Genomic DNA, 26,970 nt, shown 5'->3' on the forward strand with positions numbered 1-26,970 from the left:
CATACACTTATAAAAAATGTATAATGCATCTTGCATAGAAGGGGAGTAGCTGCTGGCAAAAAAACTCGAAAGCCAGTACATCTGAATCAACATACTGGCGATGAGCCTGGTTCAGATGGCAAATAATTAATATTTGAAAGCGAGACCTTCACTAAGTTCACACCGAAAAGTGTAAACTTGGTGAGGTCTTTTGGTTCTCATCAAGCTTCACATCGGTAAACGATTCTTCAGGAGCTTGAGAGAGTGTTAACAGCTTTTACCGCAGGTTTATTACTAATTACAGTTTCAGAACTAGGCGATAAAACATTTTTTATTGCTGTGATTTTGGCAATGCACCACCCTCGGCGGCTGGTATTTATAGGTGCGACATCTGCTTTAGCCGCGATGACAATCATTTCAGTGCTATTTGGACAAGTGGTGTCTTTGTTGCCAAAAGTTTATATTCATTATGCCGAAATAGCTTTATTTCTTGCCTTTGGTATCAAGCTGCTGTATGACGCTAGTAAGATGTCCGCTGCTGCTTGTGATACAGAAGTTGTAGAAGAAGCCGAAGCTGCGGTGAAAAAAGCAGATTTGCACTTACCAAAGCAAAAAACTGGGTTGGCAATTGTTATAGAAGCCTTTGTGTTGACATTTATGGCAGAGTGGGGCGATCGCACCCAAATAGCCACCATTGCCCTAGCAGCAGGTAATAATCCAATTGGAGTGACAATAGGTGCAATTTTAGGACATGCCATTTGTGCTGCGATCGCAGTTATCGGCGGCAAAATGATAGCCGGACGCATTTCTGAGCGTCAGATCACCTTTATTGGCGGATGCCTGTTTTTAATCTTTGGTGTCCTCGCTGCCATTGAGGGAGCGTAAGGGGAAGAAGCAGGGGAGCAGGGGAGCAGGGGAGCAGGGGAGCAGGGGAGCAGAGGAGCAGGGGAGAAGAATTAATAACCAATCCCCCATGCCCCATGCTCCATGCCCAATGCCCAATGCCCAATGCCCCATGCCCAATGCCCAATGCCCCATGCCCAATGCCCCACATCCATTACTTAGCCGTACTTTCCGGTGAAGGTGCCAGAGATTGAGCCGGATTAGGCGTGGGGGAAGCTGTTGCTGCCTTTTTAATTCCGTCTTTGTACTGAGCAGGTGCTAAAGCTGCGGCACTATCAAACAAAGGTTTTGCATCTGCGTCTTTGCCCTGTTCTTTCAAGAGCATTGCTTTTGCCACAACAGGGCGAAAATCTTTGGGATCTTTCTTAATTGCCTGGTCATAAACAGAGCTAGCTTGAGCGTAGCGTTTCTGGGAAGCGTGAACAGAACCTAATAGCACCTGCACCGCTACTGTATCAATACTTCCAGGTTGAATTGTATTTGCTTGGGCTGCGTTAGAAAGAGTTTCTTGCAACAAACCAATGGCTGCTTCGGGGCGTTGCTGACTGATCAACAGAGCCACCATTCCTTGCAAAGCCTTCAAATCGCCCGGTTTCGTGGACAAAATCGAACGATAAGCTTGAGCGGCTCCTTCGCGATCACCAATTTGCTGTTTGGCTTGAGCCAGTAGCACTGAATATTCTGACTGTTCGGGATTCAGCTTCGCTAGCTTCTCTAGGGGTTCAATAACAACTTGGATATCAGCTGGTTTAACCTCACTTTTATCTTTTTGACTCAGTAGTTGCAGCCGCGCTTTTAATAGTCCCTCAAGCGCAGTCTGATTTTCTGGTTCCCTTTGCAAAACCTGTTCATAACCCCGTACTACGTCTTCCAGTTTTGATTTTTGGTCAGCAGAGGGCAAACTGTCTCTGGTGCTAGCGGTATTCTGGCTTGAGGGTGACGTATTATTAAATGCTCCAATTATGGGAATCACCGAAACACCCACAAAAGCAAGAATTGCAACTGCCAATATGACTCGAACTATCCAACGATTGCGCGGTTGAGACACAGTTTTGTCTTTCTCCTGAATTTTAATGACATGATCATTTACACAAATCGTAAAGTTAAAAATTTCCAAAACTTTGCGGAATACCGCCAAATGCCTGTGAATTTTATAACAATTAACTATCTACACTGCTAAAGTAAGTGATGACTTTAGGAGGAGCCGTCAGAATTGTAGCTATGATATGCTTCCGAAACTAGTGTAAAGGCGCTAAATTACACATTTAGTGTTTATACACTAAATTTAGCGCCTTTAGGATTGTGTAGAGTAACCTAGTGTGACTTTGTTAAAAGCCAATATACTTTCATCAGTCGCACAAATGCTCTTTCCAGCTGCCTTTGTAAAATCCCACAATGGGATGTGTCTCCGCCGCAAGGAGTTTTTATGAATTCCGACCTGATGCCGTTGCCTGAATCCTCCAATTCTTCTGCCTCTAACCAGGGCCCAACTAACGTAGAGGCAGCCGCTAATGTTCATATAGCAGCCCAGTCCTCTAAACCTGAAAATTTGCCTGTCAAACCCAGCGAGACTGACTCCAATGATGGGTTCGCCAACCGACAGCAACCGATTCCGCCTCCCAGCGAACCGATGCAGTACCGAGCGATCGGGTTAGTCCGGGGTCGATATCATGCTAGCAGCGAACAATTTACTCAAGGTACGCTGCTGACCACAGATGGTGTAGAACTCAATGCCGTCCTCCTAGGGCGGATTATGAGCTTAGTCAAGAATCACCTAGACTTAGAAAAAGAACACTTGTGGGTAGTATATCCACGTACAAGACAAGAAAATGATACCTTGCACATCCAAATCGTCGGAGTTTGGGAGCCAGAAAATCTGGCTAAAAACTCAACAGATGAGGACGAGTCAGATTTTGAGTTGCAAGAGTTACAGAAACCCGATGATGGCTTATCCGAAAACTCTGAATTAAGTACAATTGCTCTGAAACCCTCATCAGAAGTTGTAGATGGTGGTTTTTCTGTTCGTGGTGAAGTGGTATACCAATCTTTTGATGCTAAAAGCTTGGTAGTCAAAATTAGGCAGGCTCCACGCAAATCAACTGATAAACCCAAATATTTTAAGTTGAAATTGAGGGGTGTGCTGACCACCAAAGCAGTAGGAAAATTCTGGGACTTCCAAGCCAAGCGGGAAGCTGACGTTTTGGTAGTAGAAAAAGCTGAGGCGATCGCTGACTTGCCCAAAAAACGCAGACCACCATTCAAAGGTGGGCCTCGCGCTGGCGGTGGTGGTGGTGCTGGTGGTAGAAAACCATTCCCCCCCAGACGCAGTGGCGAAACCCCTCGTCCTATCAAAAAAACAGGCGCAGGCGGCGACACCTCTGTGGTTTCAAAACCTATCCCAAGAACGCCCGCTCCTAAACCCATCAAGCGACCAAAACCGACTCAAGAGTAGGGTATGGGGCAATTCAATTTTGGATTTTGGATTTTAGATTTTGGATTAAATTCCAATCTAAAATCTAAAATCTAAAATTCTTACTCCCCACTCTTAAAAATCCGTCCGACGGTCTTGGGGTAGAAAAGATCGCTCCATCGGAATTGGGGAAACTGGTTCTGTGAGGGTAAACGTACCTGCTTCGATCCACTTTTTCAACTCTAGAGCGACTTGCCTAGAAAAAAACAAACTCGCTAAGGGGGCAGAGCGTACTGCTTTGCCCTCAATGGTGATCCGCCCGGATTTGAGTTGGGCGTAACTCACCAAGCCAAAGGTGGGACGAACGCGCCGGGGAATGGAAAAATCTACTATTGGGGCTACTAAGTCTTGATCTTGGACGGCACAGTGTTCAACGACTTGTTCATTTAATACAGGGAGTGGGACACCAACGCCTAACATCAATGAGGGTCCATAACTTTTGAAATAACACCCCCGCACCCAATGAGCATCCATTTGCTTGGCATCACCAATTAAAGCTAAAGTGGCGGAAGGCCCAATCGGTGTACGATTAGCTAAACGCTTTTGTAAGGGGAAGTGCTGAGTGCCTTCCCAAGCGACATATCCAATACCGCCACCTAAAAAAATTCGAGTACCGATACCAACGAGTTGCAAATCGGGATCGTTGAGTAAGGGGGAAATAGCACCGGGATTAGAGTAAACGGCATTCCCCAGACGCGGTTGTAAAGGGCCGAGATAGGTGAAGAGGGGGCGATCGCCACCATTTACACCAACAATAAAATTTTGATAAAGATTGCGCGGATTGAATAAATAAAACTGATTAATTGTGTCACTGGTAATGGTAGTTTCAAAATTTGCTCTGGGGTAACAATCTGTTACTTGCCCTTGCGCTTTTACGTGTATGGATTTACCAGCAATCAAATCTTCGATTACATGACCGCCGCCGCGTTCTCGGACTTCTTCCCCGTCCGTCGTCTCCACAGCAGAACTCGCACCCAAATATAAATCTACTGCCCCAAAACCAGAGTATGCTGGTACACCATCTAACCAGCAGCGGCGAATTTTTATCGGGGGGTCAGTGTGTCCCAGATTGATAATTGCACCACTTGATTCCATTGGCTCAAAAGTGCCAGTGGTAATTACATCAACTTCTTTCGCAGCTTTAGTAACACCGATTTCTACAACTCGTGCTTTTAATTCTTCAGTTGTCAACACTACTGCACGTTGGCGGCTGATTTTCTCGTTAATTTCTGCAATTGTTCGCATCTTATCAGTGCTAGGGCTTCCTGGTGAATGGTGAATAGGGAAAAGAAATTTTCATTGCTCCTTGTGAGCGCAGATTATGGTGACTTTTGCATAATTTCATCTCGAAATAGTCGTCGCCAATCTCTGCGCGACAGCTTAACACCCTGGATAGGGTTCAAATTCCCAAAAAACAATTTAAGTATTGCAAAGTTCAAATCATATATTTATTTTTTGGGGCAAGCTAGATATGTCCGAAATATTTTTTCTGCCTACGTAAATTTACTATAAAGGAAGCCTTGCATTATCAATCAAATGTATATATGGTTAGGATTGATTAAACTTACTGGACTTAAATGATTTTACGTCAGCCGAAAGAAATATTTCTGGCTGTGGTAAAGCATTTTAAACCAAATAGTCAATCGCAAAGTGGGAGCTAAAAGCAGATGCTATGGTGAAGCTGCTCTCTAGCGAACTTATCCTAACTTATACCCTCTCAAAGCAATTCTACTTTTTGCTATTGATTTTATTCCTACATTTCACCCAATAACGAATTGAGTAAGAGGCAATGACTACTTCTGAATTAACTAATTTTGAGCAAAAAAACCGAAGTAAGGTTTCTAATAGGATTGAAAATTTATCCTCACCATCAGATGAAAAAAAGTTGTTTAACTTGAAGGTGATTGAGTATTTATTACTCGCAGCTTTTGTCTCTGCTGGACTCTTTATTATTTTTCTTTCAGATGATAAAACAGTTGTAATTTCTGGAGCGGTATCTCTAACTTTTTTATTTTTTTTGTTGCTCATCAATAGACAAGTATTTCAGAACTATAAGAAGGCTGCTTATCAGTCTGAACTGACTAAAAAAGCTGAACTATATAGTTATCTATTGACCAATCCTAATTCCTGGGATAAAGATACGCTGACTTTGACAAGAGGAAAGGCTTTACAATACAGCCAAGATTTGATTGACGATTATAAAAGAATTCGGGGTGTATCAAGAAACCTTTACTATAGTTTGCAAATTGCGACAGTGATTTTGTCAGGAGTCACACCAATTTTAGTTCTGGTAGATAAATTAGAAGCAGGACAAGCTTGGCTCAAGTGGCTACCCGTGCTTTGCCCTGCGATTGCTTCTATAGTCGCTAGTATAGTTACCTCTTTTCCTTTTCAGAAGAATTCGCTTGCTGCTAATACAGCCGTTGAATTATTAGAAGCTGAACAAGAGAAATTTATATTGGGCGTGACTCCGCCTTATCGTTGCTATGATGTGTCCGATGAAAGCCAACAGCAACAAAAGGCAAGTCAGGCATTAGAATACTTTATTGTTCAAGTGAATAATATTCATCTCAACCAATTGCAACAGACTAGTGAGACGCAATCAGAGAAGACAGAATCAGCTTCATCTAATGAGTCAAACAAACCAGGAACAGAGGTAACGAAGCAGAAGGATAGTTGATGAACTGATTACCGTCACGAATCAGTCAATTAATTTTGAATTTTGCATTTTAGATTGAGCCGTGTTGCAAAATCCCCGACCTCTTAAAAAAGTCGGGGATTTTGTTGTTCACGGATAATTTTAAATGGCTAGATAATCGAGTGACTAATCTTCTTGTTTCAAGATATCATCATCAATCGACGGCTTCTGATTAATATCTGGATTTTCTGATGTCCAATTATCATCTTTTCCAGGAGATTCAGAAACTATGACAAACTCAGTTTCCTTTCTATGATTATTCCCCCATTCATCTAAAACATCTTTAATCAACACTTCTTGCAACCAAATCTTAGCGACAACAGTTAGAGGTAGCGCCAGAAATAATCCTAAAAATCCAAAGAAAGTCACGAAAAATAGTTGGGCAATTAAGGTTACAGCTGGCAGTAAAGAAACTTGCTGTGCCATCACAATTGGGGTGATAAAACTGCTCTCAACCTGTTGAATAACAACGTACAGAATCAAGACAGCAACAACTTTCCAGGGGTCATCTAATAGTGCGATCGCCATTGCTGGCACTACACTCATCGTTGGTCCAAGGTTGGGAATTAAATTCAAAAATCCTGCCAAAATTGCTAAAGCTAGTGCTGCCTTTATACCCAAAACTGATAAGCCAACTAGACTCATCAGCGCCACTACAAACATGGCGATGAAAGCGCCTGTAATCCATCCACCCAAAGAGACTTCGCATTTATTTAAAATCCCTTCTACCCGCCGCCGATAAAATGAGGGGAAAAGCCGTATAAAGACTTTGCGGTAAGCTAGTGGATCGACTAAGATCATTCCTGTTAAAACCAACACTAGCAAAATCTTGAGGACTACTTCCAAAGAGCCGGATACAAAGGCGAAGGAGTTTCCCAGTACCCGATTGACGAAAGGCTGTGCTTGTTGGATGAGGCTATTGATATCTGGGATATAAGGAACTAATTCGTTAGGAATACGAGTTCTCAGGGCATCAAGCCAAACATTAAAGCGCTCAAACCCTTTAGGAACCTGATTGGTTAGTTCTTGAAACTGCTGTGCAAATGGCGGCACAATTAGCCAGAAAAAACCCACGACGCCGGCCAAAAAGATAGCTACTGCTAGGAGGACGGCGAATCCACGTTTCATCCCAAAGCTTTGGAAGCGTTTCGCTAGCCGATTTAAGGTGGTGGCTAAGACAACTGCGGCAAACATTAGCAAAAGCACTTCCCGAATTTGCCACAGGATGTATAAAGAAAGAACTATGGCGATTAAGCCGATCCATTGACCGAGGTTCACAGGCTGACTCCCAACGGTTGGCGAGATGCAATTTTCTTGTAATTCAGCTAGGTTAGCTGATTTTAGTAACTTGTGTGTAGATGATTTGAGTTAATTTTGTTTCTGGGCTTGGAATCGCCACAGTAGTGCGATCGCGATTATCACAATCGGCAACAATACTATAATTAGCGCGTTGCTTGCTGTCGCCGGAATTGATAGACTTGGCCCTGCATACTTAATCAACACCGATAACAAAGCCGAGAGTAAAAGCAGTTTTAGAACCAATCCTAGTTGATTTTCCATAAAATTACGGCATACAAATTTTTATGGTACACACGAATTTGCATTGTACCGTCCAGTTTCTACAATAAACCTACAGATACAATCCTTTCTAACTTTCTCTAGGCAACCTTGCGGAACACTTTTTTACGTCAAACTCAGCCAGCCAAAAACCTGTTCTACAGTTAGTTCTAATTCGATACCCTCAAGGATGGGTAATTTATCAGCATTTTCGTATAATTCCACTCGCTGTCCAGGAAAAATCCCCAGCACACTTTCGTCTTCAGGGTTGATTAACCAGCCGAGTTCAGTACCATTGCGCGAACAATGCAATAATTTACTCAACACTTTTTTTAACTTTTGGTCTGGGGAAAGAATTTCAATTGCCCAGTTTGGATGAATTTCAAAGCGGTTAGCAATTCTGCCAGATGGAGTTTTAGGAATTCTATCCCAGCGAAACACAGAGACATCAGGAACGATAGAAGCGCCGCCAAAGCTACAGCGCAGTTCTGGGAAAGCCAAAGCAATTTTTTGACTTCTAGCTATGCCGTTAATTGTTTCGCAAAGAGTAGCTTGGAGCAAGCTATGTTCACCTTGAGGCATAGGTTTTTGAATAATTTCTCCGTTAATAAAGTCTGATGCTGGTTCAGTTTCCGGCAGTTTGAGGAACTCGTCTAAAGTTAGTTGGGGTTGAATTGCGATCGCCATAAGCAAATAGCATAGAGGGGATAGTTTTATTATGGGCGTGCGATCGCCCAATACAGTTTGATTAAGGCAAGAGACGCGATAAATTGCCGTCTTTACAATAATCAGTTCTTTGTAGAGACGGCGATTTATCGCGTCTTTGTGATATGTAATTTTCGTCAAAAAACAGATCGGTTAAGAATATTCGTAGGTTGGGTTGAGCGTAAACAAAACCCAACAAACCCTTTAACTTAAATCCTCAGTTTCCCACAATTACGAATTACGTTATACCAATTTAATGTGAAGTTGCACATATCTTGATCCCCCTAAATCCCCCTTAAAAAGGGGGACTTTGAATTCCCCCCTTTATAAGGGGGGCTAGGGGGGATCGAATTCTATGCAGCTTCATAAAGAATTGGTATTAGCGACGTAAGAGCGTCATTACGAATTACGAATTAGTTTAACTGCGTTGCCAAATTTTAATTGTCTTATCCAAACTCCCGCTAACCAACATCTCACCGGAAGCTGTGAAAGCTAATGCTGTAACTATGTTTCCATGACCTGTAAATGTACCAAGCAATTCCCCGGTTTGTAGATGCCATAATTTGATGGTTTTATCAGCACTACCACTGGCAATAATTTGTCCATCGGGACTTAATGCGATCGCATATACTCTATCTCTATGTCCTTTAAGAGTATGCAGTAATTCCCCAGTCTCCAATTGCCAAATTTTAATCGTTTGATCCCAGCTACCACTCACCAGCAGTTTACCATCTGCACTGATTGCTAAGGAACGAACGATGTGAGAATGACCCATGAGGGTGTGCAGTGGTTGTATGTCCTTTAAACTTTTGACCCCCGTCAAAAGTGATGTGCGCCAAACTTTGATTTTGCGATAGCTACCTGTAACCAGAGTTTCCCCATCTCGACTCAAAACTAGGGAATGAGCAGCTGTATCATCTAAAGAAAGTGCGATCGCAACCTGACGATGCATCAAATCCCAAAATAGAATTTTTCTATCATCTCCACCTGTAGCTAACATTCTGCCGTCTGGGGTGAAGGCAGCACACCGCACTACCCCATTATGTTTGTGTAAAATATCTATTAAGTCTAAAGCGCCTACGTGCCAAAGCTTAATTGTGGAGTCTGCACCGCAACTCACTAAAGTCTGTCCATCTGAACTAAAAGCTAGGGAATTCACTTCATCCACCAGCCCAGATATTACCCAAGGATACTCGGATAATGTCTCTATTAATTCACCCTTGCTTAAATCCCAGAGTTTCGTCTCTCCACGGCTACCACTTGCCAATATGGGTAAGGCCTGGCCATTGTTACACCCAGAACTGAAAGCTAGGCAATTGATGCCTCTGTTGTGTCCTTGCAAAGTTTGCCAGCATTCCCAGTCGCCGACTATACCCTTAAGGCAATGCTCTGATGGTAGAGTCTGTATTGTCGCTGCGATCGCTCTCTCATTAATTACTGGCGACGTGTCTTTTTTACCAATAAGTGATTCTAAATACCAACTCAATCCCCCTGCATACAACAAATTACTCGGATTAATGTAGAGTTTTGGTTCAGTAAGTTCAATTAGATTTGCAGGTAAAAAGCCTGTAATTATGCTCTGTTTTTCGTCTCCTAACTTACCTGTAGATGGATAAAACAAACACAGAAAAATTAATACTTGGTGATTTTTCAAATCTTCTTGAGTAACTGACCATCTAATTTTGTCTTTCTTAATACCATTAAAACTTTCTCCATCAGCAACGTAAACTTGAACACTTAGCTGAGGATTATCTTTTAGTACATAAGAGAATTTGCTTTCGCCACACAAATTTCCCTCATCATCTAAAATCATGTTTTGCAAAGTATCTTGTGACACTTTTTTTACCAATTTGCCCAAGCGTTCAGTTATTACCCGGTCAACAATATGCTCCCGTAAAAGATAATCTTCCGCTTGTCCTTGGAAGTATTTGGGAAAAGGTATTGTCCAGTCGGGAGGCTCAGGATATTCAGGCGGCGTCGGCGGCGGATTTTTGGCGAGAACTTCTGCTTGTTGGCGAGAAAGTTCTTGGAGTCTAGCCAAAGGCTCACCCCAAAAGGCCATAATCTCAGTGTGACAACCTTTGACTTGACTTTCTAGCAAAGATAAGTCATAAGTTTTAGGTTTTTTCACACGTTGAAGGAAGTCAGTTTGTTGAGCTTTGAGCAAGCTAATCCAATCCATCTGCATTCCTGCGGCAAACTATTGCATACCTACGGTAAGCTATACCAATGCAATTACTCAAGTTTATAACCTTAGTTAATTAAAAATTCAGTAATGTTAGCAGTCTAATAAAACACAGCCATTGGCAGATGTTTCCGGGAAAGAGATCGATGGATAGCACTTAGACATTTCATGAACTGATGTAACTGAGATATATAAAATTAGATGATGTCTGTTAATTCTAACGGAGATGGAGAAAGAGATACTGTTTCTAGGGAAACACTTCTAGCTGCAAAGGAAAGTTTGATGTGAGAGGGATTTCAAGGGGTACGGTAACGTTAAGTCAACAAATACCCACACAAAAATAACCGAGTACAGCTTGGCAGAAGTAAAACACCCATTCCAAATCGATGAAACCCTTGCGGTACAGGAATTACGAATTACCGTAGCGCAGCGTTAGTAAGGAATGAGTGTGATTACAAATTATTTTAACCTTTACGTTTTGGTTGTCTGGGTGTAGTACTTACATTAGAGGAGTCACCGAAAGTATCCCTTGCTTCGATCTGTTTAATTTTCATTTGCAGGTTCAAGTCATCACTGCTAACAATTGTTTCTAAATTCGCTAATCTCCGCTCTAACAGTTCTATTTGCTGTTGTTGCAAATAGTTAGTTTTTGATTTTTCCTCATCAGAACGCCAAACTGCAACTGTACCAACAGCTGCGCCACCAATAGCAACTAAAGGAAGAATAGCACCACTTCTAGTAACTGCTGACAGGGGGACGCAAACTCCGAGAATAGCTACTGTAATGACCCAAATTCTTGTAGTAGCAGATAATCTGACATCTTGGTATTGTTCGAGATTGGGTTGAGATTTTTTAGCCATAAGTAAATCTGTTGAAAAGTTATTTGCTACATTGGCAAAAATGTTTACTAAAATACTTCCTACAATTTATCTGTAATAGGCTGAGATAATTGCACTTTTGTCAAGAAGGTGCAGGAAAAAGTAACTCTCTCCAGTTTGGAGACTTCTCCCTCATTTTTCCATATCCCTTACAAGAGCTTGTTCCCAAATCGGTAGATCCTCCGGTCGGTCAACATCAGCTAAAGGCAACAAGTTTACATGTGATAAATTAAGTTTCTGGGCAATGTCCACAGTTTTCTGGAAAACTTGAGCAGTTCCCCACTCGATGTTAACGAATAATTCTGGGATAGGTTGACACAAACCAATTAGGTAATATCCACCATCGATCGCAGGGCCAAGTACAAGATCAAAGGCGTGTAACTTCTCAAAGGCTGTTGCTAGAATCTGGGGATTCACTCCAGGACAATCTGTACCAATGATAATTACTTGTTCTGCACCAGATTGAAAGGCATCAAAAAGCGATCGCGCCATCCGCAAACCTAGATCCCCTTCACCTTGACACTGGTAAACTAAATCCAACCCCAGCCAGTCTTGCATAAGTTGCGAATCGCCACCGACAAACCGCACTTCCACAGATATGTCAATGGCTTTTTGCAATTCTTGAACCTGAAATATTGTATGTTCTGTCATCTTGCGTTGAAGATTGGCAGCACCAACAGTTCCCAAAGCAGGTATCAGTCGGGTTTTTGTCTTACCTGGTTCTGGATAGCGAGTAAAAATAATCAGGTGTTGTTTTGCGTTTGCTGGTAAGTTCAGCACACAATACCTTGTTTGAATGAACTAATAATATTTTAATAGCAATACTTATTGTCTTTAGCTATCGCATTATCTTTGCCCATTCGCATTGCTCCTAAAATCGTAGAAACAATCACACAACGCTTAGTTTTACCACCAGACTTAATCGATAGCGCGATCCGTCCTAAATCTTTAGCGTTACCTCTGTAGTCAAATCTAACTTCTTGTACAGTACTGAGTGATGATTGAAAGTTTGTCTCAGAATCTAAGCGAACATTGGTATCTAAGTTATTCCAGTTAGCATTAGATGGGTTTACGGTAGCAGGATGAACCGCCCATTGAACGATGCCGTTTTGTTCGCGAAAGCTGGCTTGCCAAGTCAATTTATCCTTGGTGGCTTGCCTTTGAGCTTGACGCATAGCATAATAGACTTCGTTCTGGGCACTGTTGAGACGGCGAGTCTCCACAAAAGCTAGCCAGTTGGGTATTGCGATCGTAGCTAATATACCAATTAATAGAACAACTACTAACATCTCTGGTAAGGTAAAACCACTGTTAGAGTGCTTATTGCAGAGATTTTTTGCATTAACTAGAGATCGTAAATGCACCTGGATATCCATTTTTGCTTTCTGGTCGATTTTCAGCTACCCAGATATTGAGCAATGTTTCAGCTTCTTCGTTTCTGACTTCGCGCCGATTAAGAATACTGTAGAGCAAGGTGGGCGAAGTAAAAATTATGGCAATTTTCAGTAACAATTTTAGGGTGAAATTTATATTCTGAATTCTTGAGGGGTCGTTAAGAAAATACTTCCACAGAAATTTAGCAGCTGCTAGACCTTTTTGGCGATTAAACGGTTCTTGTAGGGCTTTGCAGGTCAGGTATTTATATAAATTTGCTAGGCTTATATTCCAACTCTGTTTAAGTGTCGTTCGCGTTGCGTCTGGTAGAGAAGGTCTTTCCTTATACGCTTTCTCAAGCACTTGTAAACAGGTTTTTTCCTGTCTGACAAGGTTGGAGGAAACTGAATTGGCACTTATGCGATATAAGATTTGTATAGATGGTACACATATAAAATCAAACTTAGAGGCTAATCGCAGCCACATATCCCAATCCTGGGCGGCATTGAGAGATTCGTCAAAGCCACCTAACGTAATTAAAGCTTTTCTAGAAATTAAGGGATTTGAACCATTTTCTAGAAAGTTATTTAATAACAACTGATCATAAGCATTTCCATTTACATTAATCCGCTTACCTGAAAGTAAAAATTTACCATTTGTGTCAATATAATCAGTCCAACTGTAAGCAACTTTTGCAGTAACGTTTTCTTGCAGAGCCTTGAACTGAGACTGAAGTTTATCAGGTGTCCAAAGATCATCTGCATCTAAGAAACTAACAAATTCTCCAACTGCAAGTTGTAGTCCTCGGTTACGGCTGACGTTTCCGCCAGCATTGGAATAAGAAAATACTTTTATTCGTGAGTCTTGGATTTGTGTAACAACTTCTAAAGTTGAGTCTTGTGAACCATCATTAATGACAATTAATTCTAGGTTGGTAAAAGTTTGATTTAAAACAGATTGAATTGTCTGCTTAATAGTCTTTTCACTATTATAAGCAGGGATAATTACAGATATTCTTGGCAATTTCTTGCTAGTTTTCATAATTTTATAGGGCTAATTTATTTTTTAGTAGTCTGCCAAAATGACATTTTAAGTAGTAAAGAGGACTCATCATGCTAGCTAAGTAAAACTCCATCTCAAAAAGAGCAATTAGATTACTTTTAAATTGCCCTCTATAGTGAATCAAGTGCTGTAATGCTCGACGTAAATTTCCTAAAATAGTTTTTATAAACACTATTGGTTTTTGCCAATTTTTAGTATTTATCAAGCGTAACTGGAAAATACACAAGCCACAGCCGCGTGCCAGAGTTAGGAGGTAATCTTTCTCAAGTCGCCAATGTGGTATTTGATGATAAGTATGCATCGTAGGGTTATACCAAATTTGCCAGCCTGCATAATGTATGTAAAGCAATGGTTCATAGTCATCACCCTGCACTAAAATACCAGGCAGCTTCCCACTTAAATTAGGTCGTTGTGGTACATTTTCGCGCCATACTTCTTTCCGAACAACAAGCGCCGCACCAGGAGGAAGTCTTAAATTATCCGCATCAAACAAATGTGGATTTGAACCATGTTCCCTGATAGCTAAAAAAGCTTGAATTTTTTCAAAATTTTCTGGGGGTTTTACTTCAAAATCACCATGAATTTGTCCACTCCAAGCACCTGCTTGAGGATGCTCTAATCCAAATTTATATGCTTCTGCTAACCAATCAGGTGCAGGTAAGTTATCATCATCTAAAAATGCGATTAGCTGCCCTTTAGCTTCACGTACAGCCCTCAGTCGTGCAAAAGCTGCTCCCTGTTCTGGTTCTAAAAAATATCTTAAATGACAGTTTCCATCATATATTTTTTGGTAGTTCTGGATTATTTCAGATGTGTTATCAGAACTATTGTTATCAACAATAATAATTTCCCAGTTAATATTTTCTACTCCTGTCTGGGTTAAGAGTTTATCCAAAATTTTAGGTAATCGAGTTGCTCCATTATATGCGGGTATGGCTATGCTAACATCTAAATTTTCAACTGTTAATTCAGTCATAATACCTAATTTTTTGATAATTTATTTCTTGAAATATCCATTTTTCCAAAGATAAAAAGGACTAATTAAACTACTTACAAAAAGTTCCATTTCACAAGCAACTACCAAATCCTGTTTTAACTTAGTTCGATATTTTAATAAATGAAAAGTAATTTTACGAAGGTCGTTTATCATATAAGACAAAAGAGCTACTGGTCTATATATCTGTTTGATATTGACCATTCTAGTTACATAACGGCTAAGTCCAATACCTCGAAAAAATGGAATTAAATAATCTTTTTGTAAACGAGATTCTGGAATTTTATGAGAAATTTCCATTTCTGGATTATACCAAATCTCCCATCCTGATTTTTGGATGTAAGACAACATTTCTAAGTCTTCACTGGTAAGCATATTGCCTTTAACTCTTCCAGTTAAAATAGACTTATCTGGCACACTTTCTAACCACGCTTGTTTACGAACAACAAGTCCGGCAGAGGGTGGCAGTAATTTTTTAGATGCTTCATATAATAGCGGTAGATTGCCCCGCTCTGTAATTGCTAAAAATGGAGCAATTCGCTTAAAATTTTCCGGTGGTTCTACTTCCCAATCCGGATGAATTTGGCTACCATAAGCTCCCGCTTTGGGGTATTTTTCACCAAAAGTATAAGCGGCAACTACCCAATTTGATACTGGGTAGTTGTCATCATCTAGAAAACCTATAAATTTACCTTTAGCTTCTGCAACTGCCTTTTTTCGGGCATAAGCAGCGCCTTGCTTTGCTTCAAAGCAATACTTTAAAGGGTAAGTACACTGCCAACTATTTTGATAGTTTTGAACAACTTTAGCTGTGTTATCAGTACTATTATTGTCTACAACTATAATTTCCCAAGATAAATTTTCGGTGTGAAGTTGGTTTTGTAGTCGTTCTAGTAGTTCAGGCAAACGACTTTCACCGTTATAAGTTGGGATAGCTACAGTAATATCAAGGTTTTCAGTCATTTGAAAAAAGTTACATTTTGATATTTTAATTAGGGCGCTTTTTATATGTTCAGCCAATGGCTAATTTATCAGTGGCTTTTAAATAGATGTATCAAACATTAAAAATGCACGTGATGTTTCAATTTTGCTATCAACGTGCAGTTTTATGTACAGTCTTATTACGTATTTTTTAATAAAAGTTGCTACACTAAGTTACTTAATCGCATTTTTCGTCTTTTGCTGTGAGCATTGATCCTAAGAGAGTTTTCACAATGACGCATCGCTTGACGCTACTAGCCAATGTAGAATTTGCAGAGCTTGGTACAGCTACTACTATTTTTAACCCAGGTGGCTCTGTCGATGGGGCAATAATTGTTCCAAAGTTTGCATTTGGTAAAGTCCCCATGTAGTCAAAGGTAATTTTTGCTGATGCATTTAAAGGGTAAGATACAGAAGAATTAGTAGTAGTATTCGCAATACTACTATTAAGATTTCCGCCCAGCAGTAATTTCTTAGAATCGGCTCCCACATCTGTCCCTAAAGGTTTCCATGTGCTGATTCCAATATCGGTACGATAAACAGCAACCTCTACATTTTGAGTTGTGCTATTTTTTTGAAAACTAACACTGTAGCTAAGTTTTTTGTTTTTAGCTTCGCGCTGTGCTTCTTGTAGTGCAGCAAAAACAGCATCATTAGCCTTATTTACTTGTTGTCGATTTACAAAGGCAAGCCAACTAGGAGCTGCGATCGCTGCTAAAACTCCGATTATTAGCACCACTACAATCACTTCTATTAAAGTAAAACCAGCATCGTCTTGAGAATGAAATCGCTCTTTGGTGTTTTTATCACACATCCTAGTGTGGAATAACTTTAAAGTTCGGTTGCCCATAATGCCCCACTATTAGTTGTGTTGTCTATTTTGAAGTTTACTTAGTATATAAATATCCACGTCCCTGCACGCGGACACTTGCTGTCGGAAAGTAAGTTTGGTTATTTGAAGAGTAATCAAAATTGCTATTTTGCAACCTAGCTAGTGCATTGCCTCGTAAAAACACTTGTGCTGTTGTATTGGCAGTATCAACACAAGCATAAAAGCCCATAAAATTACCCTTGCTAAGTGTTCCAGTAGCACAAGTAGGATTTGTTGTAATAGAGGTTTGATCGATAAAATCAATTAGTACTAAAGGTTGTTGAGTGTAAGCTGACGAGACTTTTTTCCATGAATTCATTTGCTGTTTTATACCTGCGGCACCTGGCAGATTCAGGTTAAAACGCTGAAAACCTGGATTGGGGCAGTTGTTGGCGTCAAGATATTTATCATTGGGATAGTCAGTACCACAACTGACACCGCCAGAAGCCAGAACTCCATCACTAATTTCAAATCTGGCAATACGAGCCGCTTTTGACCAAGTAGTACTATTGTCTTTTATTAAATAGTAGGCAACTAGTGAGTAAACAAAAGTATCATCTGTGCTTGTTGTGGCGCGTTGGATAAATTTGCGTTTCCAAAACACTAAAATAGGTTTACAAGTAACAGTATTATTAGAAGAATCACAAATACCAGCGTTTTTCACAGGCGGGATTTGGTCTTGAATTCCTGAGCTTGCTGGGACAGCGTTTGAATTGGTAGTCAGTGCAGCTCCATCATATATGTAGACAGCTTGTTGTAAATCATTGGCAATGTAATTAACTGCCGTCTGGATTTCTTGTTCAGAATTTGCCTTTGCTTGTTCCTTCTGATCTGTACTGAGAATATTAACCATGAATCCTAGCAGTGGTGTAATCACAAGGAATGCCAGCAATAAGGCTACCAAAAGTTCTATCAGGGTAAAACCATTAACTTGCTGAACAAACTTAGAGTGTTTCAGCTGAATGCTGAGAAGAAATCTGAGTAAATTCTTCATAACTACGGTCTGCCCCTTAGTGATAGAAATACATCTAGCGAATCGTGGTATACAGTTATACCAATTATTCGCAATACTAACCATTGTGGTTATTGAATAACCAGTGTCTTAAAAGTTATAAGCTGTTCTATATTTAAATTGCATATACTGGGCGGGCAAGATGCCCACCCCACAAGAGCTATATTCAATTCGATTATGCAAATTAGATGTTTTTTAGCTTATCTTTCAACATGACTTTTTACGGGATCTGGAAAACTTATCTTCTAAGAGAGAGGCTTTGAATTTTCCCCCTTCCCTAGAAAGGAAGCTTGCTTGGAGGTTAGGTTTTACGTTGATTTTTCCACATAATGTGAAAAGTCAGCTTTCAACTTCACTACACAGGAATTAATTACAAGTGTTGTTACTAGGTGTGCTGCTGCTAGGATTAGTAATAGCAAGACGCTGACACAGAGCATTGAAGGAAGTATTTCTAGAACCAATTTCAGTGGTCATTTCCACTAGTGGAGATTGGCGATCGCCCAAAGTCCCAGTGAAAGTGTTTTGTGTTGTTTTGGACTGGTCTGTAATACTAGCGTCGCTGGCTTTGACTGTTTTAGTAAAGTCAATATCTGATCGATAAACCCGAATTCCTAAACGATAACCGTCCTTTGGTAGACCTGTGCCATCAATTGGGGTGCTTCCTGTTACTATAATTTTCACAGCCTGAATGTAAAATATCTTGACATCTGTGTTGCTTACACATTCTGTTGGGTTAATAATCTTGACGTTGTTGTTTGCGTCTTTTGTCACGCAATATAACGATGTTGATGCTGTAGGAAGTGGCATATTTGTGGTGTTGAGTAAATTGTCACCTAAACTCCTGGGTGTTGCAGCGGCTGATTGAAGCAATACAATAGTGGCATTAGTGGTAGTAGTGAAATTTGTGGGTTCAGGGGTTGCCACTGCTCCCGTTTTCACACCATCAATGAAAGTTCTGGCAGCTTGTGTGGCTTGTTCTACGCGTTTTGATTGGACGCGAGTTGCTGTTGCAATGACGATTGTAGGTGCGATCGCTGCTAGTAAAATACTCACTACTAGCATTGCTACCAACGACTCAATGATCGTGAAACCAGATTCACCAAAAGGGTGGATTTGTTGTTGTTTTTGCTTAATCATTGCTAATCACCAGCTTCTGAAATTTGAAATTTTATGATGGGCAGTTAGTAGGACGTTGAGCTTGATCGATAGCATCAGTATCATCACCTACATCAACAGTTCCTTTTGTATTTTTTGCACACAATAAAGTTTGCACCCATACGTCATCTCGACCAACTTCCCGGAAGTATTCATTGGGTTTGTCATCTGGTGTTATCGCTAACTTTTGCGAAAATGCATCTGGTGATTGCGACAGCAAGGCGACATCATAACCCCACTGCCGTTTAGGAGCCATATAAAAAGGTACTTGACCACCAGCATTAGCGATCGGATATACTGCGCTAGATGAGGTATTTAAGAATGCTACAAATGGTGCAGTAGCATAGACACTACGAGTTCTTTGGATAAAAGAGCCGTTAACTATAGCTGCGACAGCTGCGTTTAAGTCGCTAGTTGGGTTCCAATTTTCCAGGAAGCGGACAAAGTTGTGTAAACCACCATTATCTTCTGTAGGACGAGCTGGGGTGTCTCCGCTTGCTGCGGCTAGGTTAAAGGTGGTAGGTGTTGCCCATTGTATCCAGTTGCTATCTTGTGTATTGTTAGGGCCTATTAGGTTAGTAGATCCTGATGGTGGTACATTTTCATCAGTAGTGCTGAAAGCTACTTGAATTTGTAAAACTGGCGATAAAATTGGTTGATTACTTGTACCTGAGACTAGAGTAAACTTTGGCGGTGTATTATTGTCATCAGCAGTAGTTGTTCGGAACCATAGAGCATTATTTTTGGAATCTGGCCTATTGGTAGAATTAAAACTACTCAGTGGAAATTGATTTATTGTCCCGCCCTTGATACCTATAATGGTTGGTTTACTATTAACATCAACCGTGAGTACTCCAGCGTTACGGAGAAAGGCAACACGTCGGGGATAGCCTAGATATTTAGAATCAGTCGGTAATTGTGCTGTTGTACCTGCTTTATGGGTAGCAAGAGAAAAAGTTCCAGTAGCATCAGAGGCTTTTAGACCTGGATCTGGAGTTGCAGCAGTAGGATCTGGTATTCTCACCCACCAATCAGTAGCCGGATCGCAAGCTGAAGCAGGTAGTCTCGGACATACCTCCATTAAATACTCTGGGGCATTTTTCCTTCGCTGAATTGGTGTAACAAAGTTATTGAGGTAAGAACTACCTTGAGTACCACTTTTAGTAGCATCGAGGTCTTTGGGTAAGCCGTCAGTACGATACCAGTCAGCATTGATGACATTGGCGTTGTTGGTAGCAAACCCATTGTTCTGAAATGCGGTAATAGAATTAGCATCCCCCAGGTTATTATTTAGGTCATAGTCTCCATCGTTGCGGTAGCCCAACTCAAAGTTATTAGAAAGAAGTGTGATCGCATCTGACAAAACGCTAGCAGGTCGCCATGCGTCCCCAGGGTCACAGTTTGGTAGTCTAGCGTCACCTTTACGACAAGCAAAGTTTTTATTACGGGTTGCTGCCGTGCGAGAGTAGAAATTGCTCAAATCACTAGCTAGAGCTGTAGTAAACTCTTCTTGAGTATGTTTATTAAAGTCGCCTTTAATATATACAGGCAAGTTAGAGGCTAAAATCAAGCCTTTTTCTGCATCTCTGTAAGTCTCAACACGCCAGATTGGATTACCATTGATTAACATGATGGCGTTGGGACGGCGAGTTGGGTCAAGTATAAAGTCTACCGGGCTACTTGATTTTTGAGTATCTTTTTTGTTCTGTTTTTGTGTAACCGTGTCTGCTGCTGTAATGAGAGAAGCAGCACTCATATCTAAAAGTGCATCATCTCGAGTAGCGTAAATAATACCGCTATTGGGGATTAAGTATTCTTGTGTTGTTGCAGTGCCATAAGTTGTTGTTCGTAACTTACTAATGTCTAATACAGTGGTGCGAATTTCCAGAGGTTGGCGGGTTTCTTTGGCGAGTTCGTATTGTGTATTCGGGCTTGCTACTGTCGCAGTATTTACACCAGGAACAATAGTACAGATATATTCAAAGTAACAAAGCGTTGGTGGTGTCCCAGTTACATTTCCATTTCCATTTACACCATTGGCGTTGGTGAATGTATTTACACCGGCTGTTGTCCCGTCTTTATGAATTGCCTTAATCTGCCTTGCATCTAAAAAAGCAGTTTCGTAAATTGCGCCGTGAGGGATAACGCTATTACTTGGATCGCCAATAGTACCGTCTAATATTTGGATGGCACAGATAGTAGCATCAATAGCAGACTGCTCTGAGAGTGTCCGAGAGGCAGCTGCTTTTAACAGAGCGTTGCTCAGTACTTCATTTACCAACCGCCCATTGGGATACATTAAACTAGCTTGGTAGTTTAGTAAATCTGAATAGTCAGAAACAGTCTTTGTTGGAGCTGCGTAGACAATACCATTATGGGATCTACCACCTGCGGCTTTGTCATATATAAAACCTGTCGCAGACGGAAGACTATTGAGGTTCTTAGCTGTAGTGCTATTAGTGGGGTCGTAGAAGCTACTTATACAAGCAATAGGTGTAGGGGTTAGCGCATTGTAGCCACTCGCTTGGTAGTGATAAACTGCTGTAGCCCGCATCTGTAAATACGGCGTATTAGTACTGTCGGGTAATTGGACAGTTTCACTGACATTATCATTTCTGTTATCTTTGATTGATTTATCAGCATTGATGCTAATAGTATTAGGCACAGGCATCATATCTGACCAGATTCTATTTGTAGCAGCAAAAGCCGTATCTAGAGAACTTTTGGGACTACTAACAGTGAGACTTTTAGGCAAATAAATTCCTGCACCAGTCACTATCCGTAAGCCACCTACAGGATCTTGTGGAGTAGTTGGTACTTTAGAAGCTGCTGATTCCCAATCTCCATCTCGCTCAACAGTTCCTAAATCGGCTAGTTGCTGTACACGACTGCGACGATTGCGATTTACAGTTGACGGATCGTCCCAGTTAATACCTGTAATATTTTGGGTATCTGTGCTGTTTGAACCGATAAATGTTGTCCCATTCCACCACAATGCAGGTAGATTGTTACCAAGCAAAATGCGATCGCCAACGTATTGTTCTTTACCTACTTGTTGCTGCTTAGTTGGCTCTGTAGCGCTAGGTAACAACTTAGTATTATCAGAAGTATTAGGTTTGAGTGTTAAATTGGCATAATTAGTCCTAGTTTTACCATCAGTGGGATCAAAGGGATAAACCCAGGTATCCGGTGGACGTAGTGACTCACCACTTCCTTGTAGTACTGTAGCAGTAGTATAAATTCCTACTGCATCTATACCAAAGGAAATTTCATTATAAGGTACACGGCGGGTACGTTTTTTAAAGTAAAGTCCTAGCTGGTTATTACGAATAGTAGCTTGTTGCTCTGTGGAGGCAGTGGCAGCAGTTAGATTTAAGACTTTTAGTTGCTGTGTAATGCCATCTTTGACTTCCTGTGGATCAGTAGATGCATTGTTAGCCGACTGCGCTTGCACTAAGAGATTGATACGCTGTACATAAGCTAGACTATTATAGGCAATATTTTTCGGTATTCCATTAACTGATTTGTTATCTTTAACACCAGAAGCGGTATTGGGATTAACTCCTTTGCCTTGGAATAAATGCACTCCAGTACTGTTATTTAAATCGTCATCACCAGTGAAAAGGCCTGCTGCTAAATTGCCACCTACAATAATTTTGGCATTTTCATCATCATAAAAACAGGAATCTCTACTACTAACCTGATAAAGCGTAACAAATTGAAAACCGCTACCAGTCAGGAAGTTACTATTAGTCAAGATCCGTCCATTTAGGTTAAATGTTGGCCCAGGTGTAAGTTCTATATCATCTTCATAAACCACCGCATTGTTAACTAGCGGTAGTTGTATACGGTCTTGTTGATACTCTAAACCGGAAAAACCTTTATTCCCTGTGAAAACTTCGTATTTATCTTGATCAGCCGTTGGTAGGTTAGTAATGGGAACATTAGCAGTGTAGACAAAAAAGCTTTTTTTGAGCTTACCAGCAATATTAAACCAGCCAGTACTCCCAACTAAAGTAGCACTTGTTCCTAGAGTATCTTCACAACCATTGCTTATACTACCAGAGGTCATGGGGGGAGTTCTGGCTTCTAGAGGATTTCTAGCGCGACTGTATGTACCACCACTTATAGGCGGATTTCGGAAATAAATTCCATAAAGAGTATAGCTGTCAAATTTCCCATTGTTATTTGTATCAATGGGGAACATCCATGCAGTTGGTAGTGCTGTTTGACCGGTATAGTTAAGATTTAGCTGAGTTTCATCCCCAAAAGTATATTCGTTCAAATAATTTTTTAAGGCACTCTCCAAAGCTGTATCTGACGGTGTAGCTCGTGGTAATCTACGGTCTTCAAATAGCTTGTCTAATTTTGCTCTAGCTCTGTCAATAGCTGGTGTTGCAGCGTTAAGTACAGCCTCGTTCACCCGAACATTACTGGCATTTTTGGAGCGTTCAAAAGACCGAAACAAAATGGCAGTGGTCAATAATACGACTACTATCAAAACCATTGCCACTGTCGGTAACAAAAATCCAGCATTTTCTGACCCACGTCTTTTTTTAGTGCCAAAGCAAGCCCGCAAAAGCCAAATGATTTGTTTGTTAATTGTAGATAAAAACTGCTTGCTAATTTGTGCGAAGTTTTTTTTAATTGCCTTGAATAGCTGACGTTTTCGAGACATAGCTGCTTCCCTGTCAAGTGGATTTTCTAGTTTTTTTGGCATCTTCATTCATACCTATAAAAAAATACAGCATGAATGAGATTTTATTTATTTAACTACTGCATCTGGTTTTAATAAACTCCAAATAATGTAGCTACAACAAAAGAAAAAGACAATTTATTTAAAGTTATATCATTGATGAATTGTTGATTTTATCCGGTAAACACTGATTTTTGCATAATTATTTAATTCAAGTCTTATAAAGAACAGGAGCATGACTTCACAGTAAAATTGCGGAAATGTATTTTATTTGAAGGCGAATTTATGAAGATGTTGTTAGCAGAGTAAGCTTATAATACCCATCGGCTAAAGGAAAAATATCAGGTGGGTACAAAATAATCAGATGTTCAGCCAAAATTCCCAACTTCTTAGAGAAGTTGGGAATCTTTTTGTTTACATTGCCTTTATTAAGAGGTCATTTATAAAGTTATAAAGTGTAGTTATAAACCAATACAGTTCAGATAAGACCAAAACACTTGTAGAGACGGCGATTTATCGCGTCTTAAAAACCCACATTTTTGTGCAATTAGCCCTTAACCCAAGCGTATTGAGTTATAATCCAATACGCTTGGATTAAGGATTATTGGTGTAGGTAATTGGTCTTTTAAGACGCGATAAATCGCCGTCTCTACATGAGCGATAAATCGCGTCTCTACATGAGGGTTTTGTGGCTCTATCTGAACTGTATTGGGTTATAAACTGCATTCCTACAGGCAAAACCCACGGATGTGGGTTTCAATCAATTCATCTGGTGCTATGTAGCAATCTGTGGTATAGAAACTTTCACCAGCATTTTTTTGCTAAAAGACAGACCGTTTTCATTTTTGTCAATGATAATCGTGTCTCCAGAAATAAAAGTATTTTCCAATAACTTTGTGGCGAGGGGGTTTTCTATTTCTCGCTGAATTGCCCGTTTGAGTGGGCGGGCACCGTAAACTGGGTCATAGCCTGATTCGACAAGGTGATCGCAGGCTGATTGGGATATCTCAAAGAAGATTTTTTGCTCGCGGAGAAGATTTTCTACCCGCTTAAGTTGAATGCGGATGATATGCCGCATTTCCGTGCGGCTGAGGGTATGGAAGAGAATAATATCATCGACGCGGTTGAGAAATTCGGGGCGGAAATGCGATCGCAATCCATCCATTACCCGCTTCCGCATCGTTTCATAGTTGGAGTCATCACCAGATACATCCAAGATATGTTCGCTGCCAATGTTACTAGTCATCACAATGACGCTGTTGCGAAAATCTACTGTCCTTCCCTGAGAGTCAGTAATTCTCCCATCATCTAACACCTGCAATAAAATATTGAACACATCGGGGTGCGCTTTTTCGACTTCATCCAACAGCACCACTGAGTAAGGACGGCGGCGAACTGCCTCGGAAAGTTGACCGCCTTCTTCATAGCCTACATATCCTGGAGGCGCTCCCACTAACCGAGAAACTGAGTGTTTTTCCATATACTCAGACATATCTAAGCGCACCAATGCATCATCAGAATCAAAGAGAAACTGAGCTAAAGCACGGGCGAGTTCGGTTTTGCCCACACCTGTGGGGCCCATGAACAAAAATGAACCTATGGGGCGAGAGGGGTCTTTCATCCCCGCACGGGCGCGGCGAATTGCCGCTGATACCGCTTCTACAGCCTCTTCTTGCCCAATAACTCGTTGATGTAAATGACTTTCTAATTGCAGCAATTTTTGCCGTTCCGATTCCAACAGGCGGTTGACGGGGATTCCTGTCCACTTGGCGACGATTTCGGCAATATCGGCTTCGGTGACTTGTTCTCGAAGTAAAGTGGAACCTTGGTTTTGAATTTCTAAAAGGCTGGCTTCTTTGGCTTCGCGATCGTGCTGTACTCCTTCTAATTTGCCATACTTCAGTTGGGCAGCTTTATTTAGGTCATAAGCACGTTCCGCCTGTTCAATTTGCACTCGCAGGGCATCTTCTTCTTTCTTTAAGGCGCTTATAGCCTCCAATAGCTGCTTTTCACCTTGCCATTGCTCATTAAATATTTGCTGTTTTTCCGTTAAATTGGCGATTTCTTGTTCAATGCGCTCTAAACGTTCTTTCGTTTGAGGAGTACCCTTTTCTTCGCCAGCTAATGACAGCTTTTCCATTTCTAACTGCATGAGGCGGCGATCAATGGTTTCCAATTCGGCTGGTTTGGAGGTAATCTCCATTTTCAATTGTGCTGCTGCTTCATCCACCAAATCAATAGCTTTATCTGGTAGGAAGCGATCGCTAATATAACGTGCTGATAAAGTGGCTGCTGCTACCAAAGCCGAATCAGAAATTTTGACGTTGTGATGGACTTCATAGCGTTCTTTCAATCCCCGCAGAATGGAAATAGTATTTTCCACACTTGGCTGATCCACAAATACTTGCTGGAAGCGGCGTTCTAGGGCAGCGTCTTTCTCAATATGTTTGCGGAACTCGTCTAGGGTAGTAGCGCCAATGCAACGCAGTTCTCCCCGCGCCAACATTGGTTTGAGTAAATTTCCTGCATCCATTGCCCCTTGTTGAGTAGAACCTGCGCCGACTACGGTGTGCAGTTCGTCAATAAACAGAACAATATCACCGTTAGATTCAGTAACTTCCTTGAGAACTGCTTTTAGGCGTTCTTCAAATTCACCTCGTAATTTTGCTCCAGCAATTAAACTGCCGATATCTAACGAAATCAATTTGCGGTTTTTCAGAGATTCAGGAACATCACCGTTTACCATCCGTTGTGCTAAAGCTTCGGCGATCGCAGTCTTACCTACCCCCGGTTCACCAATCAAGACGGGGTTATTTTTGCTACGACGAGACAAGACTTGAATTACCCGCCGAATTTCATCATCCCGCCCAATCACCGGGTCGAGTTTTCCAGCTTTTGCCTGTTCTGTCAAATCTCTACCAAATTTTTGTAAGGCTTCGTAGCGGGATTCTGGGGTTTGATCTGTTACCTTTTGACTACCGCGAACCGTTTTGATAGTAGCTTCGAGTTTAGGTGCATCCGCACTAAAGCCTTTGAGGATCTTTCGTCCAATGCGATCGTCTTCAGCAAAGGCTAAGAGTATGTGTTCCACGGAAATGTAGGAATCTTTCATCCTGACTCTAGCTTCCTCGGCTCGGTCTAGTAAAATATCTAAATTGCGACTAAGGTAAAGCTGATCGCTTTTACCAACTTTGGGCTGGCGTTGGGTAAAAGCTTCTAGCTGTTGCTGCAAGCGGATTGGATCTACCTCAGATCGAGCCAGGATACGTATAGCTAGACTAGTTGGTTCTTCTAACAGAGCAATAATTAAATGTTCAACATCTAGTTGCTGTTGTTGATAAGCACGGACTATATCCTGAGATTTAACAATCGCTTCCCAGGCTTTATCAGTAAATTTATTTGGATCTGTAGGTTGCATCTTTAGAATTTTGGAATTTTGATTTTTAGTTG

The 26,970-nt window shown here is 41.0% G+C and carries 20 protein-coding genes; 3 read left to right on the plus strand and 17 right to left on the minus strand.

Annotated elements, in window-relative coordinates:
• Window positions 1–243 precede the first annotated feature (243 nt).
• A complete protein-coding gene (locus A4S05_RS25505) occupies window positions 244–864 on the plus strand; it encodes a TMEM165/GDT1 family protein (RefSeq protein ID WP_069072581.1) in 621 nt (206 codons plus the stop codon).
• A 172-nt stretch (window positions 865–1,036) separates the two neighbouring features.
• Here the strand turns inward: A4S05_RS25505 and A4S05_RS25510 are convergent, their stop codons facing one another.
• Complete coding sequence (locus A4S05_RS25510; protein WP_069072623.1) at window positions 1,037–1,930, minus strand: tetratricopeptide repeat protein; 894 nt, start codon at window positions 1,928–1,930, stop codon at window positions 1,037–1,039.
• A 378-nt stretch (window positions 1,931–2,308) separates the two neighbouring features.
• Between A4S05_RS25510 and A4S05_RS25515 the strand changes: the two genes are divergently transcribed.
• Window positions 2,309–3,334: a hypothetical protein gene (locus A4S05_RS25515; RefSeq protein ID WP_069072582.1), complete on the plus strand. Its 1,026-nt coding sequence runs from the start codon at window positions 2,309–2,311 to the stop codon at window positions 3,332–3,334.
• A 93-nt stretch (window positions 3,335–3,427) separates the two neighbouring features.
• Here A4S05_RS25515 and A4S05_RS25520 read toward each other — a convergent pair whose 3' ends face one another.
• Complete coding sequence (locus A4S05_RS25520; RefSeq protein WP_069072583.1) at window positions 3,428–4,597, minus strand: homocysteine biosynthesis protein; 1,170 nt, start codon at window positions 4,595–4,597, stop codon at window positions 3,428–3,430.
• A 544-nt stretch (window positions 4,598–5,141) separates the two neighbouring features.
• Here A4S05_RS25520 and A4S05_RS25525 point away from each other — a divergent pair.
• Window positions 5,142–6,032 carry a DUF4231 domain-containing protein gene (locus A4S05_RS25525; protein ID WP_069072584.1) on the plus strand — a complete coding sequence of 297 codons (891 nt, stop codon included), beginning with the start codon at window positions 5,142–5,144 and terminating at the stop codon, window positions 6,030–6,032.
• A gap of 144 nt (window positions 6,033–6,176) precedes the next feature.
• Here A4S05_RS25525 and A4S05_RS25530 read toward each other — a convergent pair whose 3' ends face one another.
• The 15 genes from A4S05_RS25530 to clpB form a co-directional block, all read right to left on the minus strand.
• On the minus strand, window positions 6,177–7,328 hold the full coding sequence (locus A4S05_RS25530; RefSeq protein WP_069072585.1) for an AI-2E family transporter: 1,152 nt from the start codon (window positions 7,326–7,328) through the stop codon (window positions 6,177–6,179).
• A 90-nt stretch (window positions 7,329–7,418) separates the two neighbouring features.
• Window positions 7,419–7,610, minus strand: coding sequence for a hypothetical protein (locus A4S05_RS25535; protein WP_069072586.1), 192 nt, complete (start codon window positions 7,608–7,610; stop codon window positions 7,419–7,421).
• A 123-nt stretch (window positions 7,611–7,733) separates the two neighbouring features.
• The gene (locus A4S05_RS25540) at window positions 7,734–8,294 is read right to left on the minus strand and encodes a Uma2 family endonuclease (protein ID WP_069072587.1); all 561 of its coding nucleotides are present in this window, start codon (window positions 8,292–8,294) and stop codon (window positions 7,734–7,736) included.
• Window positions 8,295–8,730: 436 nt separating this feature from the next.
• Complete coding sequence (locus A4S05_RS25545) at window positions 8,731–10,500, minus strand: WD40 repeat domain-containing protein (protein WP_069072588.1); 1,770 nt, start codon at window positions 10,498–10,500, stop codon at window positions 8,731–8,733.
• Between the two features lie 461 nt (window positions 10,501–10,961).
• Window positions 10,962–11,357, minus strand: a complete 396-nt coding sequence (locus A4S05_RS25550; protein WP_069072589.1) for a hypothetical protein — start codon at window positions 11,355–11,357, stop codon at window positions 10,962–10,964.
• Window positions 11,358–11,507: 150 nt separating this feature from the next.
• Complete coding sequence (locus A4S05_RS25555) at window positions 11,508–12,155, minus strand: TIGR04282 family arsenosugar biosynthesis glycosyltransferase (protein ID WP_069072590.1); 648 nt, start codon at window positions 12,153–12,155, stop codon at window positions 11,508–11,510.
• Window positions 12,156–12,187: 32 nt separating this feature from the next.
• A complete protein-coding gene (locus tag A4S05_RS25560) occupies window positions 12,188–12,751 on the minus strand; it encodes a pilus assembly FimT family protein (RefSeq protein WP_069072591.1) in 564 nt (187 codons plus the stop codon).
• Window positions 12,717–13,790 carry a glycosyltransferase gene (locus A4S05_RS25565; RefSeq protein ID WP_084227264.1) on the minus strand — a complete coding sequence of 358 codons (1,074 nt, stop codon included), beginning with the start codon at window positions 13,788–13,790 and terminating at the stop codon, window positions 12,717–12,719. Before A4S05_RS25565 ends, A4S05_RS25560 begins: the two co-directional genes overlap by 35 nt.
• Before the next feature lie 4 nt (window positions 13,791–13,794).
• On the minus strand, window positions 13,795–14,787 hold the full coding sequence (gene hpsE, locus A4S05_RS25570; protein ID WP_069072593.1) for a hormogonium polysaccharide biosynthesis glycosyltransferase HpsE: 993 nt from the start codon (window positions 14,785–14,787) through the stop codon (window positions 13,795–13,797).
• A gap of 21 nt (window positions 14,788–14,808) precedes the next feature.
• Window positions 14,809–15,768, minus strand: coding sequence for a hormogonium polysaccharide biosynthesis glycosyltransferase HpsE (gene hpsE, locus A4S05_RS25575; protein WP_069072594.1), 960 nt, complete (start codon window positions 15,766–15,768; stop codon window positions 14,809–14,811).
• A gap of 196 nt (window positions 15,769–15,964) precedes the next feature.
• Window positions 15,965–16,636 carry a prepilin-type N-terminal cleavage/methylation domain-containing protein gene (locus A4S05_RS25580; protein ID WP_256091169.1) on the minus strand — a complete coding sequence of 224 codons (672 nt, stop codon included), beginning with the start codon at window positions 16,634–16,636 and terminating at the stop codon, window positions 15,965–15,967.
• Between the two features lie 37 nt (window positions 16,637–16,673).
• A complete protein-coding gene (hpsC, locus tag A4S05_RS25585) occupies window positions 16,674–17,651 on the minus strand; it encodes a hormogonium polysaccharide secretion pseudopilin HpsC (protein ID WP_069072595.1) in 978 nt (325 codons plus the stop codon).
• Window positions 17,652–18,035: 384 nt separating this feature from the next.
• Window positions 18,036–18,806, minus strand: a complete 771-nt coding sequence (gene hpsB, locus A4S05_RS25590) for a hormogonium polysaccharide secretion pseudopilin HpsB (RefSeq protein WP_069072596.1) — start codon at window positions 18,804–18,806, stop codon at window positions 18,036–18,038.
• Window positions 18,807–18,837: 31 nt separating this feature from the next.
• Complete coding sequence (gene hpsA / locus A4S05_RS25595) at window positions 18,838–23,544, minus strand: hormogonium polysaccharide biosynthesis protein HpsA (RefSeq protein ID WP_176727106.1); 4,707 nt, start codon at window positions 23,542–23,544, stop codon at window positions 18,838–18,840.
• A gap of 751 nt (window positions 23,545–24,295) precedes the next feature.
• Window positions 24,296–26,938: an ATP-dependent chaperone ClpB gene (clpB, locus tag A4S05_RS25600; protein WP_069072597.1), complete on the minus strand. Its 2,643-nt coding sequence runs from the start codon at window positions 26,936–26,938 to the stop codon at window positions 24,296–24,298.
• Window positions 26,939–26,970 lie beyond the last annotated feature (32 nt).

The sequence above is a fragment of the Nostoc sp. KVJ20 genome (assembly GCF_001712795.1).
GTDB lineage: Bacteria > Cyanobacteriota > Cyanobacteriia > Cyanobacteriales > Nostocaceae > Nostoc.

Coding starts and splice junctions, on each gene's coding strand:
- A4S05_RS25515 (WP_069072582.1), top strand. CDS start 2,309: ATGAATTCCGACCTGATGCCGTTGCCTGAATCCTCCAATTCTTCTGCC.
- A4S05_RS25520 (WP_069072583.1), bottom strand. CDS start 4,597: ATGCGAACAATTGCAGAAATTAACGAGAAAATCAGCCGCCAACGTGCA.
- A4S05_RS25525 (WP_069072584.1), top strand. CDS start 5,142: ATGACTACTTCTGAATTAACTAATTTTGAGCAAAAAAACCGAAGTAAG.
- A4S05_RS25535 (WP_069072586.1), bottom strand. CDS start 7,610: ATGGAAAATCAACTAGGATTGGTTCTAAAACTGCTTTTACTCTCGGCT.
- A4S05_RS25540 (WP_069072587.1), bottom strand. CDS start 8,294: ATGGCGATCGCAATTCAACCCCAACTAACTTTAGACGAGTTCCTCAAA.
- A4S05_RS25545 (WP_069072588.1), bottom strand. CDS start 10,500: ATGCAGATGGATTGGATTAGCTTGCTCAAAGCTCAACAAACTGACTTC.
- A4S05_RS25550 (WP_069072589.1), bottom strand. CDS start 11,357: ATGGCTAAAAAATCTCAACCCAATCTCGAACAATACCAAGATGTCAGA.
- A4S05_RS25560 (WP_069072591.1), bottom strand. CDS start 12,751: ATGGATATCCAGGTGCATTTACGATCTCTAGTTAATGCAAAAAATCTC.
- A4S05_RS25565 (WP_084227264.1), bottom strand. CDS start 13,790: ATGAAAACTAGCAAGAAATTGCCAAGAATATCTGTAATTATCCCTGCT.
- hpsE (WP_069072593.1), bottom strand. CDS start 14,787: ATGACTGAATTAACAGTTGAAAATTTAGATGTTAGCATAGCCATACCC.
- hpsE (WP_069072594.1), bottom strand. CDS start 15,768: ATGACTGAAAACCTTGATATTACTGTAGCTATCCCAACTTATAACGGT.
- A4S05_RS25580 (WP_256091169.1), bottom strand. CDS start 16,636: ATGGGCAACCGAACTTTAAAGTTATTCCACACTAGGATGTGTGATAAA.
- hpsC (WP_069072595.1), bottom strand. CDS start 17,651: ATGAAGAATTTACTCAGATTTCTTCTCAGCATTCAGCTGAAACACTCT.
- hpsB (WP_069072596.1), bottom strand. CDS start 18,806: ATGATTAAGCAAAAACAACAACAAATCCACCCTTTTGGTGAATCTGGT.
- hpsA (WP_176727106.1), bottom strand. CDS start 23,544: ATGCCAAAAAAACTAGAAAATCCACTTGACAGGGAAGCAGCTATGTCT.
- clpB (WP_069072597.1), bottom strand. CDS start 26,938: ATGCAACCTACAGATCCAAATAAATTTACTGATAAAGCCTGGGAAGCG.